Here is a 15303-nt window from a genome sequence, read left to right as displayed (position 1 = left end):
CTTCGCCGAGACACCCATGGCCGGTCATGAGATCCCCGAACCCGCGGACCGCAAGCAGGTAGCCGACCCCCTGTCGGATCTGCGAGCGGCGGAAGAAGCGCGCCCTTCCTGCGATCCGGCGTTCCGCCACGGTGTCGTCGTCGGCTTCGACGGTTCGACCTCCAGTGAGCGGGCGCTCGCCTATGCGATCGGCATGGCCCGGCGTTCGGGTTCGGGTCTGATCATCGTCCATGTCGCCAACCGGCTGCCGACCACCGTCTGGGCGGGCTGCGAGCCCCCCGTCTTCGTCGATGTGCCCGACCATCGCACCGAGGTGCTCGGCCTGGAGCTGGCCTGCGCCGATTATCTCTCCGAGGTCCCGTGGATCCTGGTGGAGCGCGGCGGCGACATCTGCCACGAGCTGGAGGAGGTCGGCCGGGAGTACTCGGCCGACGCCATCGTCGTCGGCTCGACGCACGGGATCGTGGGACGCATCTTCGGTTCGGTCGCCGGCCGGCTGGCGCGGCGCGCACAGCGCCCCGTCGTCGTCATTCCCTGAGCGTCGTCTTTCCTTGAGGCCGCGACCCGCTCCGTACCCCCTCCGCCGTAATGCGCGCGGCGCCTGGTGCATGTGGTGCCGGGCTCGGGCGGTCGCCGGGCGGGCCGGTCGGAATCCGGGTCCGTTCCGAGGTGCTCGGCGCGGCCGTACCGGGTACATAACGGCCAGCCGGGCCGGATGTGTTCGCCGCTGTCCGGCGTCAGGAGACGACCTCGCACCGCGACGTACCCGCAGGGGGTTTCCCCCACCGGTTCAGGTGCCGGGCTTCTCAGGACGTCCCGCCGGCCGCGGAGTGACGGCCGCGAGCCGAGCGGGCGCGGGCCGGGCGGTGAGCCGTTCCGGCCGGTGCCGTCCCCCGCGTGACACGGTGGCGACGCGCGGGGGACCGGCTGGGCGACAGGACACGGGGGCGGGGCCGCCCCCGCGGGTCACTCCACGGTGACGGACTTCGCCAGGTTGCGCGGCTTGTCGATGTCCCGGCCCATGGCCAGGGCCGTGTGGTAGGCGAAGAGCTGGAGCGGGATGCCCATCAGGATCGGGTCCAGCTCGTTCTCGTTCTTCGGGACGACGACCGTGTGGTCGGCCTTCTCCTGCTCCCGGTGGGCCACGGCCAGGATCCGGCCGCTGCGGGCCTTGATCTCCTCCAGCGCGGCGCGGTTCTTCTCCAGCAGATCGTCGTCGGGGACGATCGCGACCGTCGGCAGCGCGGGCTCGATCAGCGCCAGCGGACCGTGCTTCAGCTCGGACGCCGGGTAGGCCTCGGCGTGGATGTACGAGATCTCCTTCAGCTTCAGCGAAGCCTCCAGCGCCACCGGATAGCCGCGCACCCGTCCGATGAACATCATCGACTGGGCGCCCGCGTACTCCTCGGCGAGCTTCTTGATGTCGTCCTCGGCCTGGAGGATCTCCGCGATCTGCTCCGGCAGCCGGCGCAGGCCCTCGATGATCCGCTTGCCCTCGGAGACCGAGAGGTCCCGGATCCGGCCGAGGTGGAGCGCGAGCAGCGCGAAGGCGACGACGGTGTTGGTGAAGCACTTGGTGGAGACCACGCAGACCTCGGGGCCCGCGTGGACGTACACGCCGCCGTCGGCCTCCCGGGCGATCGCGGAGCCGACCACGTTGACCACGCCCAGCACCCGGGCGCCCTTGCGCTTCAGCTCCTGGACGGCGGCGAGGACGTCGTAGGTCTCGCCGGACTGCGAGACGGCGATGTAGAGGGTGTCGGGGTCGACGACCGGATTGCGGTAGCGGAACTCGGAGGCGGGTTCGGCGTCCGCGGGGATCCGGGCCAGCGATTCGATCAGCCCGGCGCCGATCATGCCCGCGTGGTACGAGGTGCCGCAGCCGAGGATCTTGACCCGGCGGATGGAGCGGGCCTCGCGGGCGTCGAGGTTGAGCCCGCCCAGGTGCACGGTGGAGAACCGGTCGTCGATACGGCCGCGCAGCACGCGGTCGACCGCGTCGGCCTGCTCGCTGATCTCCTTGTGCATGTACGTGTCGTGGCCGCCCATGTCGTACGACTCGGCCTCCCACTCCACGGTGGTCGGCGTCGCCGTCGTGGTCGACCCCTCGGTGGTGTAGGTGCGGAAGTCGTCGGCCTTGAGGGTGGCCATCTCGCCGTCGTCGAGGGTGACGATCTGGCGGGTGTGGGCGACCAGCGCGGCGACGTCGGAGGCGACGAACATCTCCTTCTCGCCGATGCCGAGGACGACGGGGGAGCCGTTGCGGGCGACCACGATCCGGTCGGTGAAGTCGGCGTGCATCACGGCGATGCCGTAGGTGCCCTCGACCACCTTCAGGGCGTGGCGGACCTTCTCCTCCAGCGTCTCGGCCGCGGAGCGGGCGATCAGATGGGTGAGGACCTCGGTGTCGGTCTCGGAGGCGAAGACCACGCCCTCGGCCTCCAGCCGGGCGCGCAGATCGGAGGCGTTGTCGATGATGCCGTTGTGGACGACGGCGACCTTCTCGTCGGCCGAGAGGTGGGGGTGGGCGTTCTCGTCGCTCGGCGCGCCGTGGGTGGCCCAGCGGGTGTGGGCGATTCCGGTGGTCCCGGCGAACCGCTTGGGGACCCTGGCCTCCAGATCGCGGACCCGGCCCTTGGCCTTGACCAGCTTCAGCCCGCCGCCCTTGGGGCCGGTGATCACGATGCCCGCGGAGTCGTAACCCCGGTACTCCAGTCGCTGCAGGCCCTCCAGCAGCAGTGGTGCCACATCACGCTTACCGATGTAACCGACAATTCCGCACATAAAGGTTCTTGCCCCTCCGTAGGTGAGAGATCGTCCGTCAGCCGTAGACCATGCGGCGCAGCTGCCGGAGCGACAGCTCCGGCGGTGCCACCGCGCGGCGCGGCAGCTCGGCCGCGATCCGCTCGAAGATCTCGGCGTTCGCCAGGCCGCCCGACTGGAGCTCCCGGTGGCGGCGGCGGACGTAGACCTCTGTCTTCTCGTCGAAGTACGCCAGCACGTCGAAGACGACCCGGACCGCCTCGCCGCGCGGGAGCGCGGTGGAGCGGACCAGATGGTCGACGAGGTCGTCGTGCGCGTGCGCGGGGTGTGAGGGTGGCGACGCGGAGGATGAGGGACGACCGGGCGGGCGGTGTTCGAGCACCCGTCGATACTGCGGGTCGATCTCCCCGAATGCAAGAATCCTGCCCGATTCCGGGCAGGATCCCCTGGCTTTCTCCGGCCTGTCCTCGGACCTGGCCGGGGAAAGGGCTCAGAGGCGCTTCAGTACGGCCTGCTTGGCGGCGCTGAACTCCTCGTCGGTGAGGATGCCCGAACGGTGCAGTTCGCCCAGCTCCCGGAGGCGCCGCAGCAGGGTGTCGTGGTCCTCCGCCGGGGCGGAGGGCGCCTTCGTCAGTTCGGGGGCGGGGGCGGTCTTCGCGGCGTACGGATGCGGCAGTCTGGCCACCACGGCGGCGCCCACCAGACCCATCAGGGGGTCCTTCCGGAAGCCCCACAGGTCGATGGCGTGCGGATCGTGCTTGGCCGGGGCGGAGGAGCGGATCCGGGTCAGGGTGAAGCGGAGGTAGCCGCTCTCCAGGGTGGCGGCAGGCAGCCAGTCCACGGCCTCGACGTCTCCGATGCCGATCGTGCGCGGACCGCCGGAGGCCTTGGCGTCCTCGGTCTTCCAGTTCCACGAGAGCCGGATCTGTTCGCCGTCGAACTCGGCGGTGCCGTCGCCCGCCGACGCGGTGATCGGCACGGCCGGCCCCGGCATCAGATAGCGGTCGACCTGCTCGCTGCCGATCTGTTCGATCAGCAGGGCGTTGCGGACCTCGTCCACGAAGTACTCGGCCACCCCGGCCCGGTCCGCTTCCACACCGAGGGAGTAGGGGTCCCAGCTCTCCTTCAGACGGCCGCCGGCGAGCTGGAGCAGCGGATCGGCCCCGCTGCGCAGCCGCAGCCGCAGCCGCCCGGACTTCCGCCCCGGCTCGTAGGACACCCCCGCGACGGCCTCCAGCGGTACGTTCAGCTCACCGAGCGCCTGGCGCAGCACGCCCACGCTCTTGTCGGAGCCGGGCACGATGCGCACGGAGTCCCCGTCGAAGCTCCACGTGCCGTCTTTCTGGATGATTTCCGCCATGGGTCCGATTCTTTCATTCCCGCCACCGGACGACCGGGCCGGATCCCGTTGCCCGGCAAGGGGGTTCGGCCGAGCGCCCGGTGACGGGTTCCGGTTGGGCCCCGGTTGTCCACAGGGCTACCAGAGGTCTGGACCGCATTCGGGGGGCTGAGCGACCATGGCGCGTGGTTCGACGCCCGTTGAAGGGAAGCTCCGTGCGACTGCTCCGACCCCGCCCCGGCCCGCTCCGGGCCCCCCGCCGCCCCGGGCGGCGCCTGCTCGGCGTGCTGCTCCTCACCGCCGTGGCAGGTACGGGCTGCTTCGGCGGCGGGGGAGACGCCGGTTCCGGCGAGGAGTCCCCCCGCCGTCCACCGGTGTCCTCCGCGCCCTTGGGGAACGTGGTGCCCGCCCCCGCCTCCGTCCGCCCCTCGGGACCGGGGTACACGCTTGCCCCCGCTGCCGCGATCCGGGTCGACGACCGGCCCGCCGTCCGGGCCGTCGGCGACTATCTGGCGGCGGTCCTGCGCCCCTCCACCGGCTATCGGCTGCCCGTGACCCCCGGGGCGGGCACCGACGGCATCCAGCTCCGGCTGGACCCGGCCCGGCGGGATCTGGGCGCCGAGGGCTACCGGCTGACGTCCTCGCAGGCCACGGTCTCCGTGGTGGCCCGGGAGCCCGCCGGGCTCTTCCGCGGGGTCCAGACCCTGCGGCAGCTGCTGCCGCCCGCGGTCGAGATGGACACCCGGCAGACCGCTGTCTGGCGCTTCCCCGGCGGCACGATCACCGACACCCCCCGGTACGCCTACCGGGGCGCGATGCTCGATGTCGCCCGGCACTTCTTCACGGTCGCGCAGGTCAAGCGGTACATAGACCAGCTCGCCCTCTACAAGATCAACAAGCTGCATCTCCATCTCACCGACGACCAGGGCTGGCGGATCGCGATCGACTCCCGGCCGAAGCTGACCACCGTCGGCGCGGCCACCGCCGTCGGCGGCGGCAAGGGCGGCTTCTACACCAAGGCGCAGTACCGGGAGATCGTGGCGTACGCGGCGAGCCGCCATATGGACGTGATCCCCGAGATCGGCATGCCGGGCCATACGGCGGCGGCGATCGCTTCCTATCCCGAGCTGAGCTGCCACGGCTTCCGCGACCCCGTCCACACCGGGGTGGACACGGGGTTCAGCTCGCTGTGCGTCGGCAAGGAGGAGACGTACGACTTCGTGGAGGACGTGATCCGGGAGCTGGCCGCGATGACCCCCGGCGAGTACCTCCACATCGGCGGCGACGAGGCCGACAGCACCAGCAAGAAGGACTACCGCACCTTTATGAACCGGGTGCGGGAGATCGTCGCGAAGCACGGCAAGAAGGTGATGGCCTGGCACGAGATCGCCGGAGCCGGGGCCGACGAAGAGGTGCTCGCCCAGTACTGGGGCACGGACCGGACGGAGAAGGCCGAGCGGAAGCGGGTCGCGGACGCCGTGAAGAAGGGGACGAAGCTGATCCTCTCCCCGGCCGACCGGGTCTATCTGGATATGCAGTACACCTACCGGCATCCGCTGGGACTCTCCTGGGCGGGCCGCGTCGAGGTCGACCGCTCCTACGACTGGGACCCCGCCCGCTATCTGAAGGATGTGGGCGTACCGGACGAGGCGGTGCTCGGGGTCGAGGCCCCGATCTGGACGGAGACGCTGGTCAACAGCGCGCAGCTGGAGCAGATGGCCTTCCCGCGGCTGCTCGGTGTGGCGGAGAAGGGCTGGTCCGGCGGGGGTATCCCGTGGGCCGAGTACGAGCCGAGGCTGGCGGCGCAGGCCGGGCGGATGTCCGCGCTGGGCATCGCCTTCCACCGTTCACCGACGGTGGCCTGGCCGAAGAACTGACGGGCGCGTGCCGCTGTGTCCGTACGGCCTCCCGGGCCGTACGGACACAGCGGGGAAAGGACGGGCACCCCCCGAGGGACCGTGTTCGGGGGATGCCCGTCCGCTCAGGGGGCCGCCGCCGCGGCCGGGACGGCGGCCAGCGGGTTGCGGAGGGTGCCGACGAGCTGGAGCGCGGCGGACGGGTCCGCCAGATCGACCATCTGCCGGTTGTTCCGCAGCTGGAGCCGGTTGAGGCAGGAGAGCGCGAACTCGGGTGCGAAGAGGTCGTACTCGGCGAACCGGTCCGCCAGATGCGGTACGGACGCCTGGTACTCCCGGGCGCAGTCGGCGACCGCCGCCCAGAAGGCGTCCTCGTCGATCCGGCCCTCGGCGGCCAGCGCCGCCGACAGGAAGCGGAAGAAGCAGTCGAAGACGTCGGTGAAGACCGACAGCAGCTTCATGTCTTCGGGGACCTCGGCCCGGACGCGTTCCACGGCGGGCGGCAGGATTGCGTCGGGGTCCATGACCACGATCTCTTCCGCGATGTCCTTGAAGATCGCCCGCCGGACCGTGCCGTCGGCGCCGAGGACGAGGATGACGTTCTCGCCGTGCGGCATATAGGCCAGGTCGTACGCGTAGAAGCTGTGCAGTACGGGGACGAGGTAGGCGCGGAGATAGTCCCGCAGCCAGTCGGCGGGCGTCTGCCCCGACGCGTCGATCAGGGCACCGGCGAACGACGCCCCGTCCCGGTCGATGTGGAGCAGGGACGCCATGGTCGCCAGGCTCTCGCCCGGACCCAGCGACGGCACCGGGCTCTCCCGCCAGAGCGCCGCCAGCATCTTGCGGTAGGGCGAGTAGCGGTCGGTGGCCAGCTCGTACTGGCGGTGCCGGTAACCGATCGCCGCATGCTCCCGGATGATGGAGAAACCGGTCTCCTTGAGCACCGGGTCCTGTTCGATCAGCCCGGCCAGCCAGTCGTTGATCGCGGGGGTGGCCTCCATGTAGGCCGCCGAGAGGCCGCGCATGAAGCCCATGTTGAGGACGGACAGGGCCGTCTTCACATAGTGCTTGTGCGGGGTGGTGGTGTTGAAGAAGGTACGGATCGACTGCTGCGCCAGATACTCGTCGTCGCCGGGGCCGAGGCAGACCAGACGCCGCTCGGCAACCTCGGCGGCGAAGGTGACGGAGAGCTTGTTCCACCACTGCCACGGATGGACGGGCAGCAGGTAGTAGTCGTCCGGGTCGAGCCCCTGCCCGGTGAGCAGGGCCGCGAACCGGGCGAGGGTCTCCTCGCCCAGCTCCTCCCGGACCAGGGTGTCGTAGTCCAGGTCGGCGCAGGAGGTGAAGGTGGTCCGCTCGCGGTGGGCGGCCAGCCAGATCAGCCGGACCGGGCTCGCCGCCTCCGGCGCGTACGACAGATACTCGTGGACCCCGAAGCCGAGCCGGCCGTTGTTGGCGACGAAACAGGGGTGGCCCTCGGTCATCCCGGTCTCGACGGCCTGGAAACCGGCCCGTACCAGCTCCGCCGAGGAGACGGGCTCCAGGCTCAGCTTGTAGGCGGTCCCCGCCAGGGTGGAGGCGATCTCCTCCAGATACACCGGCAGGACGTCGTCGCTGAGGCCCAGTGCCGTACGCAGCTCGATGCAGAGGTCGACGGCGTCCGGCGGCAGGAGTTCCCCGCGTACGCTGCGGACCACCGACTCCTCGGAGATGTCCCAGTGGTCCAGCGCCCGTAGTTCGGCCGTGAAGCGGTACTCGACGGTCCCGTCGTCGCTGAGGACGCGGTAGCTGCCCGCCTCGTCCAGCGGTTCGGGTGTCAGCAGCCGCTCATGGGCGAACTCGGAGAGCGCCTTGCGGACCAGAAGCCGGTTGGCCCGCTCCCACAGCTCGGGCGTCAGATGGGCGACGGCGTCGGCGGCGGTCATCGTCCCACCGCCGGACGGTCGGCCATGGCGGCGCTGTTCTCGAACGCCTCGCGGGTGCAGAAGCTGAGGTACGCCTCCTTCTCCGGGGTCCGGATCCGGCCGGATATCTCGAAGCCCGCATAGGCGTTGAGGGCGTGAACGGCCGTATTGCGGACATCGGGCTCGACGACGACTCGCCGGATCGCGGGGTCGTCGAACAGCTTCCGCAGCACGGCCGTGATCACGGCCCGGGTGAAACCGTGCACCGGCGTATCGGCCGGTGCCACCAGGAAGTGCATCCCGGCGTCGCCCGGCAGGGCGTCGTACAGCCCGACCAGTTCGACCTGCGCCGGGTCGTAGCTCTCCATCAGGAAGACCGGGTCACCGGACTCGGTCTCCCCGATGAAGGCGTGGTGGTGCGGATGTGCCGTGATCGCCGAGTACGCCCGCTCGACCTGCCCGAGGTCGAAGTCCGACATCTGCCAGAAACCGGACTTGGGGTGGGTCACCCACCGGTGCACCAGCGGTGCGTCGGCGAGCGGGTCGAGCGGCCGTACGGTGAAGCTCAGCGGATCGGGGGCGGTCATACGGAGAACTCCTGGAACGCGATGGACTTTTCCACGGCGTAGTACTCGGTACCGAGCATCTCGCCGATGATGTAGGCATTGCGGTACGCACCCATGCCCAGGTCGGGTGAGGTGATGGAGTGCGTGTGCACGCCCGCGTTCTGGAGGAAGACCTCACGGCCGGTGGTGTCGACGGAGTAGTTGCGGGCGACGTCGAAACGGCCCTGTCCGTCCCAGCGGAGGCGGTCGTGCACGGGGGCGAGGAAGTCGGGGACGACGTACTTGTACCCGGTCGCCAGGATCAGTCCCTCGGTGCGCAGCTCGTACTCCTTGCCCTGCTCCTCCTGGCGCAGCGCCAGGGTGTAGGAGCCGGACGCCTCGTCGTAGGAGGCGCCGTTGAGGGCGGAGTTGGTCAGCAGCCGGGTCGGGACCGGGCCCTTCAGGTTCTTCTGGTACAGCAGGTCGAAGATCGCGTCGATCAGATCCCCGTCGATGCCCTTGAAGAGGCCCTTCTGCTGCGACTCCAGCCGGTAGCGGGTGCTCTCCGGCAGGGCGTGGAAGTAGTCGATGTACTCGGGAGAGGTCATCTCCAGGGTCAGCTTGGTGTACTCCAGCGGGAAGAAGCGCGGGGAGCGGGTCACCCAGTTGAGCCGGTAGCCGTGGACGTCGATCTCGGAGAGCAGGTCGTAGTAGATCTCCGCGGCGCTCTGGCCGCTGCCGACCAGGGTGATCGACTCCTTGGCCTGGAGCGCCTCCTTGTTCGGCATGTAGACCGAGTTGTGGAGGTAGTCGCCGCCGAGGTCGCGGCAGCACTCGGGGATGTACGGCGGGGTGCCGGTGCCCAGCACGATCCGGCGGGTGCGCAGCACCTCGCCGCTCGCGGTGTGCACCTCGTACAGCTCGCCGTTGTGCTCGATGCGGGTGACCGTGGTGCTGAACCGGACGTTGGTCAGCCGGGCCGCGGCCCAGCGGCAGTAGTCGTTGTACTCGGTCCGCAGCGGATAGAAGTTCTCGCGGATGTAGAACGGATAGAGCCGCCCGGACTGCTTCAGATAGTTGAGGAAGGAGTACGGGGAGGTCGGATCGGCCAGGGTGACCAGGTCCGACATGAACGGGGTCTGGAGGTGGGAGCCCTCCAGGAACATGCCCGAGTGCCACTCGAAGTCGGGCTTGGAGTCCAGGAAGAGCCCGTTGAGCTCTTCGATGGGCTCGGTGAGACAGGCCAGTCCCAGATTGAAGGGGCCGAGTCCGACCCCGATGAAGTCGTACGGTTCCGCGGGGGGTTCAAGAGGCGTGGACAAGGTTCTCTCCCAGGTACTGCTCGGCATGGCCGGCGATCAGGTCGAGGACGGCGGCGATGTCGTCGGTCGTCGTCTCGGGGTTGAGCAGGGTGAACTTCAAGTACTGGCGGCCGTCGACCTTGGTCCCGGCGACCACGGCCTCCCCGGAGGCGAACAGCGCCTTGCGAGCGTAGAGGTTGGCCCGGTCGATCGCGGCAGGACTGGTGACGTTCGGCGGAATCCAGCGGTAGACGAGCGTGGAGAGCTGCGGCTGGACGACGACGTCGTAGCGGGGGTCGGCGGCCAGCAACTCCCAGCCGGCCGCGGCCAGATCGCAGACCTCGTCGAAGAGTCCGCCGATGCCGTCGGCGCCCATGACGCGGAGCGTCATCCACAGCTTCAGGGCGTCGAAACGGCGTGTGGTCTGCAGGGACTTGTCGACCTGGTTCGGTATGCGCTCTTCAACGGTCCGGCGGGGGTTGAGGTAGTCCGCGTGGTACGTGGCGTGCCGCAGCGTCGCTCCGTCCTTCACCAGGACGGCGGAGGAACTCACCGGCTGGAAGAACGACTTGTGGTAGTCCACGGTGACGGAGTCGGCGTGTTCGATGCCGTCGAGCAGATGGCGGCGGGTGGGGGAGGCGAGGAGTCCGCAGCCGTACGCGGCGTCGACGTGCATCCACGCCCCGTACTGCTGGGCCAGTTCGGCGATCTCCGGCAGGGGGTCGATGGAGCCGAAGTCCGTGGTCCCGGCGGTGGCGACGATCGCCATCGGGACCAGGCCGTCGGCCCGGCACCGCTCCAGTTCGGCGGCGAGCGCCAGGGTGCGCATCCGCCGGTCGCGGTCGGTGGGCAGGGCGATCACCGCGTCCCGGCCGAGGCCCAGGAGTTTCGCCGACTTCTGGACGCTGAAGTGGCTGCACTCCGAGGTGAAGATCCGCAGTTTGGCGAGGTCGGCGGTCTTCGACTCCTCCCGGGCCAGCAGCAGCGCCTGGAGGTTGGACTGGGTGCCGCCGCTGGTGAACACGCCGTCGGCGGCGTCGCCGAAGCCGATCCTGGACGCCGTCCAGTCGACCAGCCTGCGCTCTATCAGGGTGCCGCCGGCGCTCTGGTCCCAGGTGTCCAGGGAGGAGTTGACGGCGGAGAGCACCGCCTCGCCGAGGACGGCGGGGATGACGACCGGGCAGTTGAGGTGGCCGAGATAGCGGGGGTGGTGGAAGTAGACGGCATCCCGCAGATAGACCTGCTCCAGCTCGTCGAGGGCGGCGGAGGAGTCGCCCAGCGGCCGGTCGAGGTCGATATCGGCGATCACCGGCGCGAGTTCTTCGGCGGTGACCCCCGTGAACGGTTGCCGGGTCGTGGCGAGTCGGTTCGCCACCCGCTCGACTCCTTCGGTCACGGAGCGCCGGTAGCTCTCCGCCGTTGCGTCATTGAGCAGGTGCGAGCGCATGCAATGTCCTCCCGGATACGGGGACTTGGTCGCGCCTCCGGACAGGTGGGGGTGCGAGGGCGACGTGAGGAAGGTTAGCCTAACCTAACTTTCCTTGGGAATCGGCCTCCGGCCCTGATGAGACGCCCTGCGTATGGCGTTGTTCACACGCCGGTTGACCGGTTGTCACGCCCGGCGGGCCGTACGGGGCGGTGCGAGCCCCTCCGGCCGGGTGGTCCGGTGCGGAAGGGGGGGGTGCGGCGGGCTCTGCGGGTGGTCCTCGGTTCCCGCCTGATCAGGGGTGATCTGTAGGTGCCAAGGCCATGCATGCCCACGGGGCGCCCCGCAAGACCGCGTATGCGGTGGTTGATCATATTTTGGCTGGATATCAACCAACCCTGGCTGGCGGGCGCCGGGGTGGCGCATGGTGCTCGCCCGCTGCGGCACGTGGCTCCCGCTCGGGCCGTGCGGCCCGGGGCAGTTGCCCGTACGGGCCCGGGTGCCGGCTACCCGTGCGGCGTGGGCCGCGGGTGCGGGTGCCTGCCGTGCGGTGGGCGCGGCCGGAGGTCCCGGCGCGGGCCACGGATGCGGCGGGTGCGGGGCCGGAGTGCTTTCGCCCGGGGCGCCCGTCCCGCGGGACGGAACCACCCGCCCGCCGCCGGAGCGGTCCGCGGTCCGCGGTCCGTCAGCTCTCGTCGATCTCCGCGAGGGCGGGATCGTCGCGCAGACCGTCCTCGCTGACGCCGCGCCGCCAGTAGCCCACGAAGGTCACCCGGCGGCGGTCGATACCGCGTTCGCCCACGAGATGCCGCCGCAGCGCCTTGACGCCGCCCGACTCCCCGGCGATCCAGGCGTACGGGGTCCCCTCGGGCAGTTCGGCGGCGGTCACCGCCTCCACGGCGGAGGGCGCGCCCTCGTCCCGTACCAGCCAGACGATCTCCGCGTCCGCGTCCGTCTTGAGTTCGAGCCGGTCCGCGGCGTGCGGGACGTCCACCCATACCCGGGTCCGCATGCCCGCGGGCAGCCACTCCAGGATCGCCGCGATCGCGGGCAGCGCGGTCTCGTCGCCCCAGATCAGGGTCCAGTCCGTATCGGCGGGCGGTTGGCAGCGCACGGAGGTGTTCTCCGCGACCGCCGGGCCCAGCACCATCGCCCGCTTCCCGGGCGCGGCCGCCTGCGCCCAGCGGCAGGCGGGACCGCCGTTCTCGTGCACGGCGAAGTCGATGTCGAACTCCCGGGCACCGGTGGCAGTGCGCCGCTGGTCCCGGACCGTGTACGAGCGCATCACCGCGCGGGTGTCCTCGGGCAGCGCCCGCCAGGCGGCGAAGATCGCACTGCCGTCCCCGGCGTCGACCGGGACGACGGGGGCGTCCTGGTGGGGGTGCGGCAGAAACAGCGACAGCGACTGGTCGCGACCGCCGGACGCGAAGGCGTCGAGGGCGTCGTCGTCGGGGAACCCCTGGAAGGTCACGCGGATGAGGGAGGGCGTGAGCGCGTGCGCGCGGGTGACCCGGAGGTCGAAGAACCGGAACGGAACCATGAGGTCAGGTTAGCCTAACCTTCCTGCTCCTTGGGGGTGCGCCCCCAAGCCCCTGGGGCGTGCGGTGCCCGCCGTGCCGGGCGGGGGTGGCCCCCCGGTGCCCCGGCTTGCGTCGGTGAGCCTCCCGCGGGAAGCGCGGTGCCGGGTGGGGTTTGTTTCCGCCTGCGGGCTGGTTTGGGTCGTTCGCGCAGTTCCGCCCCCTATGCCTTCGGCAATGGGGCCCAGTGCCCCTTCTTGCCCGTACCGCGTCTGCTCAGTTGCCAACCAAGGGGGTTCCCCTTTCCCTGTGGGGTGAGGGCAGGGTTTTTAGGGGCGCGGGGAACTGCGCGGTCAGCCACGCACCACGTGTAGACGGGAAGCAGCCCTCGCCCGGCACGGCGCTGGTCCGCGCCACGAGTGCCCGGTCGTTGCACGGTCGTCGCGGGGTGGCCCCGCCGGGGCCGGGGCGGCCCGCGCTCGGTTGGGCGGCCACCGGCGAGGGTGGCCCGGCGCGGGCGCCGGAGGGGCCGCGCCTCGGGGGTGGGCCACCCCCGAGGCCCTGGGTCAGAGACCCAGCTCGCGGGCGATCAGCATGCGTTGGACCTCGCTGGTGCCCTCGCCGATTTCCAGGATCTTGGAGTCGCGCCACATACGGGCCACCGGGTACTCGTTCATAAAGCCGTAGCCGCCGTGGATCTGGGTGGCCTCGCGGGCGTTGTCGACCGCGACCGTCGACGAGTAGAGCTTTGCCACCGCCGCCTCCCTCTTGAAAGGCTCGCCCGCGACCAGCCGGGACGCCGCGTCGCGCCAGCCGACGCGGGCCATATGGGCTCGCATCTCCATGTCCGCGATCTTGAACTGGATCGCCTGGTTGGCGCCGATGGGGCGGCCGAAGGCGTGCCGTTCCTTGGCGTACTTCACGGATTCGTCGACACAGCCCTGGGCCAGCCCGGTGGCGAGGGCGGAGATCGCGATGCGGCCCTCGTCCAGGATGCGGAGGAACTGGGCGTACCCCCGGCCCTCCTCGCCCAGCAGATTGGCCGCCGGGACCCGGACACCGTCGAAGGACAGTTCGCGGGTGTCGGAGGCGTTCCAGCCGACCTTGGAGTAGGCGGGGGCGACGGTGAAACCGGGGGTGCCCGAGGGGACGATGACGGACGAGATCTGCGGACGGCCGTCCGCGCCGCGGCCGGTGACCGCGGTGACCGTGACCAGCCCCGTGATGTCGGTGCCCGCGTTGGTGATGAAGCATTTGGAGCCGTTGATGACCCACTCGTCGCCGTCCCGGACGGCGGTCGTGCGGGTGCCGCCCGCGTCGGAGCCGCCTTCGGGTTCGGTGAGGCCGAAGGCCCCCAGCAGCTCCCCGGAGCAGAGCCGCGGCAGCCAGGTGCGGCGCTGTTCCTCCGTACCGAAGCGGTAGACCGGCATGGCGCCGAGGGAGACCGCCGCCTCCAGGGTGATCGCGACGGAGGAGTCGACCCGGGCCAGTTCCTCCAGGGCGATGCCGAGGGCGAGGTAGTCGCCGCCCATCCCGCCGTACTCCTCGGGGAACGGCAGCCCGAACAGGCCCATGCGGCCCATCTCGCGGACGATCTCGTACGGGAATTCATGGCGCTCGTACAGGTCACCGATCTTGGGAGCGATCACCTCGTGGGCGAACTCCTCCACGGTGCGGCGGAGTTCCTCGTGCTCGGGGGTGAGCCGGTGGTCCAGAGGCATGCGTCACTCCTTGGGGGACAGGGCGCGGACGGTACGGGAGGGGCTGGGGCGGCCCAGCTTCTCGGCCATCCAGGAGCTGGTGGCGGCGAGCAGGCCGAGGTCGACGCCGGTTTCGATGCCGAGGCCCTGGAGCATCCACACCAGGTCCTCGGTCGCGAGGTTGCCCGTGGCGCTGCGGGCGTAGGGGCAGCCGCCGAGGCCGCCCGCGGAGGCGTCGACGGTGGTGATGCCCCGCTCCAGCGCGGCGAGGGTGTTGGCGAGGGCCTGGCCGTAGGTGTCGTGGAAGTGGACGGCGAGGACGGAGACGGGGACGCCTTCCTCGTCGAGCCGGTCGAGCAGGGCCCGGACATGGCCCGGGGTGGCCGTGCCGATGGTGTCGCCGAGGGAGAGTTCGTCGCAGCCCAGCTCGTGCAGCCGCCGGGCGACACGGACGACCCGGGCCAGGGGGACCGGGCCTTCCCAGGGGTCGCCGAAGCACATGGAGAGATAGCCGCGGACCCGGATCCCGTCGGCCTTGGCACGGCCGATCACGGGTTCGAACATGGCGAGGGACTCGTCGACGGTCCGGTTGAGGTTGCGCCGGGCGAAGGTCTCGGTCGCGGAGCCGAAGACGGCGATGCTCCGGGCGCCGAGCGCCGTCGCCCGCTCCAGACCCTTCTCGTTGGGTACGAGGACGGGGAGCCGGACGCCGGGCAGATCACCGAGCAGGGGGTACAGCTCCTCCGCGTCGGCCAGTTGGGGCACCCAGGAGGGGTGGACGAAGCTGGTCGCCTCGACGGTGGTCAGCCCGGCCGCGGCCAGCCGGTGCACGAACTCGGCCTTCACCCCGGTGGGGACGGTCGTCTTCTCGTTCTGGAGGCCGTCCCGGGGGCCGACCTCGTGGATCGTGACCCGGGCCGGCAGACCGGGTACGGGGAACGGCATCGGCAGT

12 protein-coding genes are annotated in these 15303 nt (G+C 70.6%); 2 read left to right on the top strand and 10 right to left on the bottom strand.

Annotated features, from left to right (window positions below; all coding sequences use genetic code 11):
- Nucleotides 1-16 precede the first annotated feature (16 nt).
- A complete protein-coding gene (locus B7R87_RS09945; RefSeq protein ID WP_006349170.1) occupies nucleotides 17-538 on the top strand; it encodes a universal stress protein in 522 nt (173 codons plus the stop codon).
- Between the two features lie 428 nt (nucleotides 539-966).
- On the opposite strand, the gene glmS is transcribed toward B7R87_RS09945, so the two are convergent.
- From glmS to B7R87_RS09930, 3 genes are all read right to left on the bottom strand, one after another.
- A complete protein-coding gene (glmS, locus tag B7R87_RS09940; protein ID WP_040916244.1) occupies nucleotides 967-2784 on the bottom strand; it encodes a glutamine--fructose-6-phosphate transaminase (isomerizing) in 1818 nt (605 codons plus the stop codon).
- 37 nt (nucleotides 2785-2821) lie between these two features.
- Nucleotides 2822-3055: a hypothetical protein gene (locus B7R87_RS09935; protein WP_045853071.1), complete on the bottom strand. Its 234-nt coding sequence runs from the start codon at nucleotides 3053-3055 to the stop codon at nucleotides 2822-2824.
- Nucleotides 3056-3253: 198 nt separating this feature from the next.
- Nucleotides 3254-4123 (bottom strand): DUF4429 domain-containing protein, encoded by an 870-nt coding sequence (locus tag B7R87_RS09930; protein WP_006349173.1) that lies wholly within the window; start codon nucleotides 4121-4123, stop codon nucleotides 3254-3256.
- A 194-nt stretch (nucleotides 4124-4317) separates the two neighbouring features.
- Here B7R87_RS09930 and B7R87_RS09925 point away from each other — a divergent pair, with 194 nt between their 5' ends.
- Nucleotides 4318-5979: a beta-N-acetylhexosaminidase gene (locus B7R87_RS09925; RefSeq protein ID WP_006349174.1), complete on the top strand. Its 1662-nt coding sequence runs from the start codon at nucleotides 4318-4320 to the stop codon at nucleotides 5977-5979.
- 104 nt (nucleotides 5980-6083) lie between these two features.
- Here B7R87_RS09925 and B7R87_RS09920 read toward each other — a convergent pair whose 3' ends face one another.
- The 7 genes from B7R87_RS09920 to B7R87_RS09890 form a co-directional block, all read right to left on the bottom strand.
- Nucleotides 6084-7883: an IucA/IucC family protein gene (locus B7R87_RS09920; protein ID WP_006349175.1), complete on the bottom strand. Its 1800-nt coding sequence runs from the start codon at nucleotides 7881-7883 to the stop codon at nucleotides 6084-6086.
- The gene (locus B7R87_RS09915; RefSeq protein WP_006349176.1) at nucleotides 7880-8449 is read right to left on the bottom strand and encodes a GNAT family N-acetyltransferase; all 570 of its coding nucleotides are present in this window, start codon (nucleotides 8447-8449) and stop codon (nucleotides 7880-7882) included. Before B7R87_RS09915 ends, B7R87_RS09920 begins: the two co-directional genes overlap by 4 nt.
- Nucleotides 8446-9756 carry a lysine N(6)-hydroxylase/L-ornithine N(5)-oxygenase family protein gene (locus B7R87_RS09910; protein WP_045853070.1) on the bottom strand — a complete coding sequence of 437 codons (1311 nt, stop codon included), beginning with the start codon at nucleotides 9754-9756 and terminating at the stop codon, nucleotides 8446-8448. The genes B7R87_RS09915 and B7R87_RS09910 overlap by 4 nt, the downstream gene beginning before the upstream one ends.
- Entirely contained in the window at nucleotides 9713-11155 is a 1443-nt protein-coding gene (locus B7R87_RS09905; RefSeq protein WP_006349178.1) for a pyridoxal phosphate-dependent decarboxylase family protein, read from the bottom strand. Before B7R87_RS09905 ends, B7R87_RS09910 begins: the two co-directional genes overlap by 44 nt.
- Before the next feature lie 664 nt (nucleotides 11156-11819).
- Nucleotides 11820-12674 (bottom strand): siderophore-interacting protein, encoded by an 855-nt coding sequence (locus B7R87_RS09900; protein WP_130584622.1) that lies wholly within the window; start codon nucleotides 12672-12674, stop codon nucleotides 11820-11822.
- A gap of 543 nt (nucleotides 12675-13217) precedes the next feature.
- Nucleotides 13218-14372 (bottom strand): acyl-CoA dehydrogenase family protein, encoded by a 1155-nt coding sequence (locus B7R87_RS09895; RefSeq protein WP_006349179.1) that lies wholly within the window; start codon nucleotides 14370-14372, stop codon nucleotides 13218-13220.
- A 3-nt stretch (nucleotides 14373-14375) separates the two neighbouring features.
- Nucleotides 14376-15296, bottom strand: a complete 921-nt coding sequence (locus tag B7R87_RS09890; protein ID WP_040916247.1) for a hydroxymethylglutaryl-CoA lyase — start codon at nucleotides 15294-15296, stop codon at nucleotides 14376-14378.
- Nucleotides 15297-15303: the final 7 nt, after the last annotated feature.

The sequence above is a fragment of the Streptomyces tsukubensis genome (assembly GCF_003932715.1).
Lineage (GTDB): Bacteria > Actinomycetota > Actinomycetes > Streptomycetales > Streptomycetaceae > Streptomyces > Streptomyces tsukubensis.
The sequence above is the reverse complement of the archived record's forward strand: the minus strand, read 5'-3'. Positions and strand labels throughout refer to the sequence as shown.

Bases quoted from the DNA above. Each gene is read 5' to 3' on its own strand.
- B7R87_RS09910 (WP_045853070.1), bottom strand. From the start codon at position 9,756: ATGCCGAGCAGTACCTGGGAGAGAACCTTGTCCACGCCTCTTGAACCC.
- B7R87_RS09915 (WP_006349176.1), bottom strand. From the start codon at position 8,449: ATGACCGCCCCCGATCCGCTGAGCTTCACCGTACGGCCGCTCGACCCG.
- B7R87_RS09920 (WP_006349175.1), bottom strand. From the start codon at position 7,883: ATGACCGCCGCCGACGCCGTCGCCCATCTGACGCCCGAGCTGTGGGAG.
- B7R87_RS09895 (WP_006349179.1), bottom strand. From the start codon at position 14,372: ATGCCTCTGGACCACCGGCTCACCCCCGAGCACGAGGAACTCCGCCGC.
- B7R87_RS09930 (WP_006349173.1), bottom strand. From the start codon at position 4,123: ATGGCGGAAATCATCCAGAAAGACGGCACGTGGAGCTTCGACGGGGAC.
- B7R87_RS09900 (WP_130584622.1), bottom strand. From the start codon at position 12,674: ATGGTTCCGTTCCGGTTCTTCGACCTCCGGGTCACCCGCGCGCACGCG.
- B7R87_RS09890 (WP_040916247.1), bottom strand. From the start codon at position 15,296: ATGCCGTTCCCCGTACCCGGTCTGCCGGCCCGGGTCACGATCCACGAG.
- B7R87_RS09945 (WP_006349170.1), top strand. From the start codon at position 17: ATGGCCGGTCATGAGATCCCCGAACCCGCGGACCGCAAGCAGGTAGCC.
- glmS (WP_040916244.1), bottom strand. From the start codon at position 2,784: ATGTGCGGAATTGTCGGTTACATCGGTAAGCGTGATGTGGCACCACTG.
- B7R87_RS09905 (WP_006349178.1), bottom strand. From the start codon at position 11,155: ATGCGCTCGCACCTGCTCAATGACGCAACGGCGGAGAGCTACCGGCGC.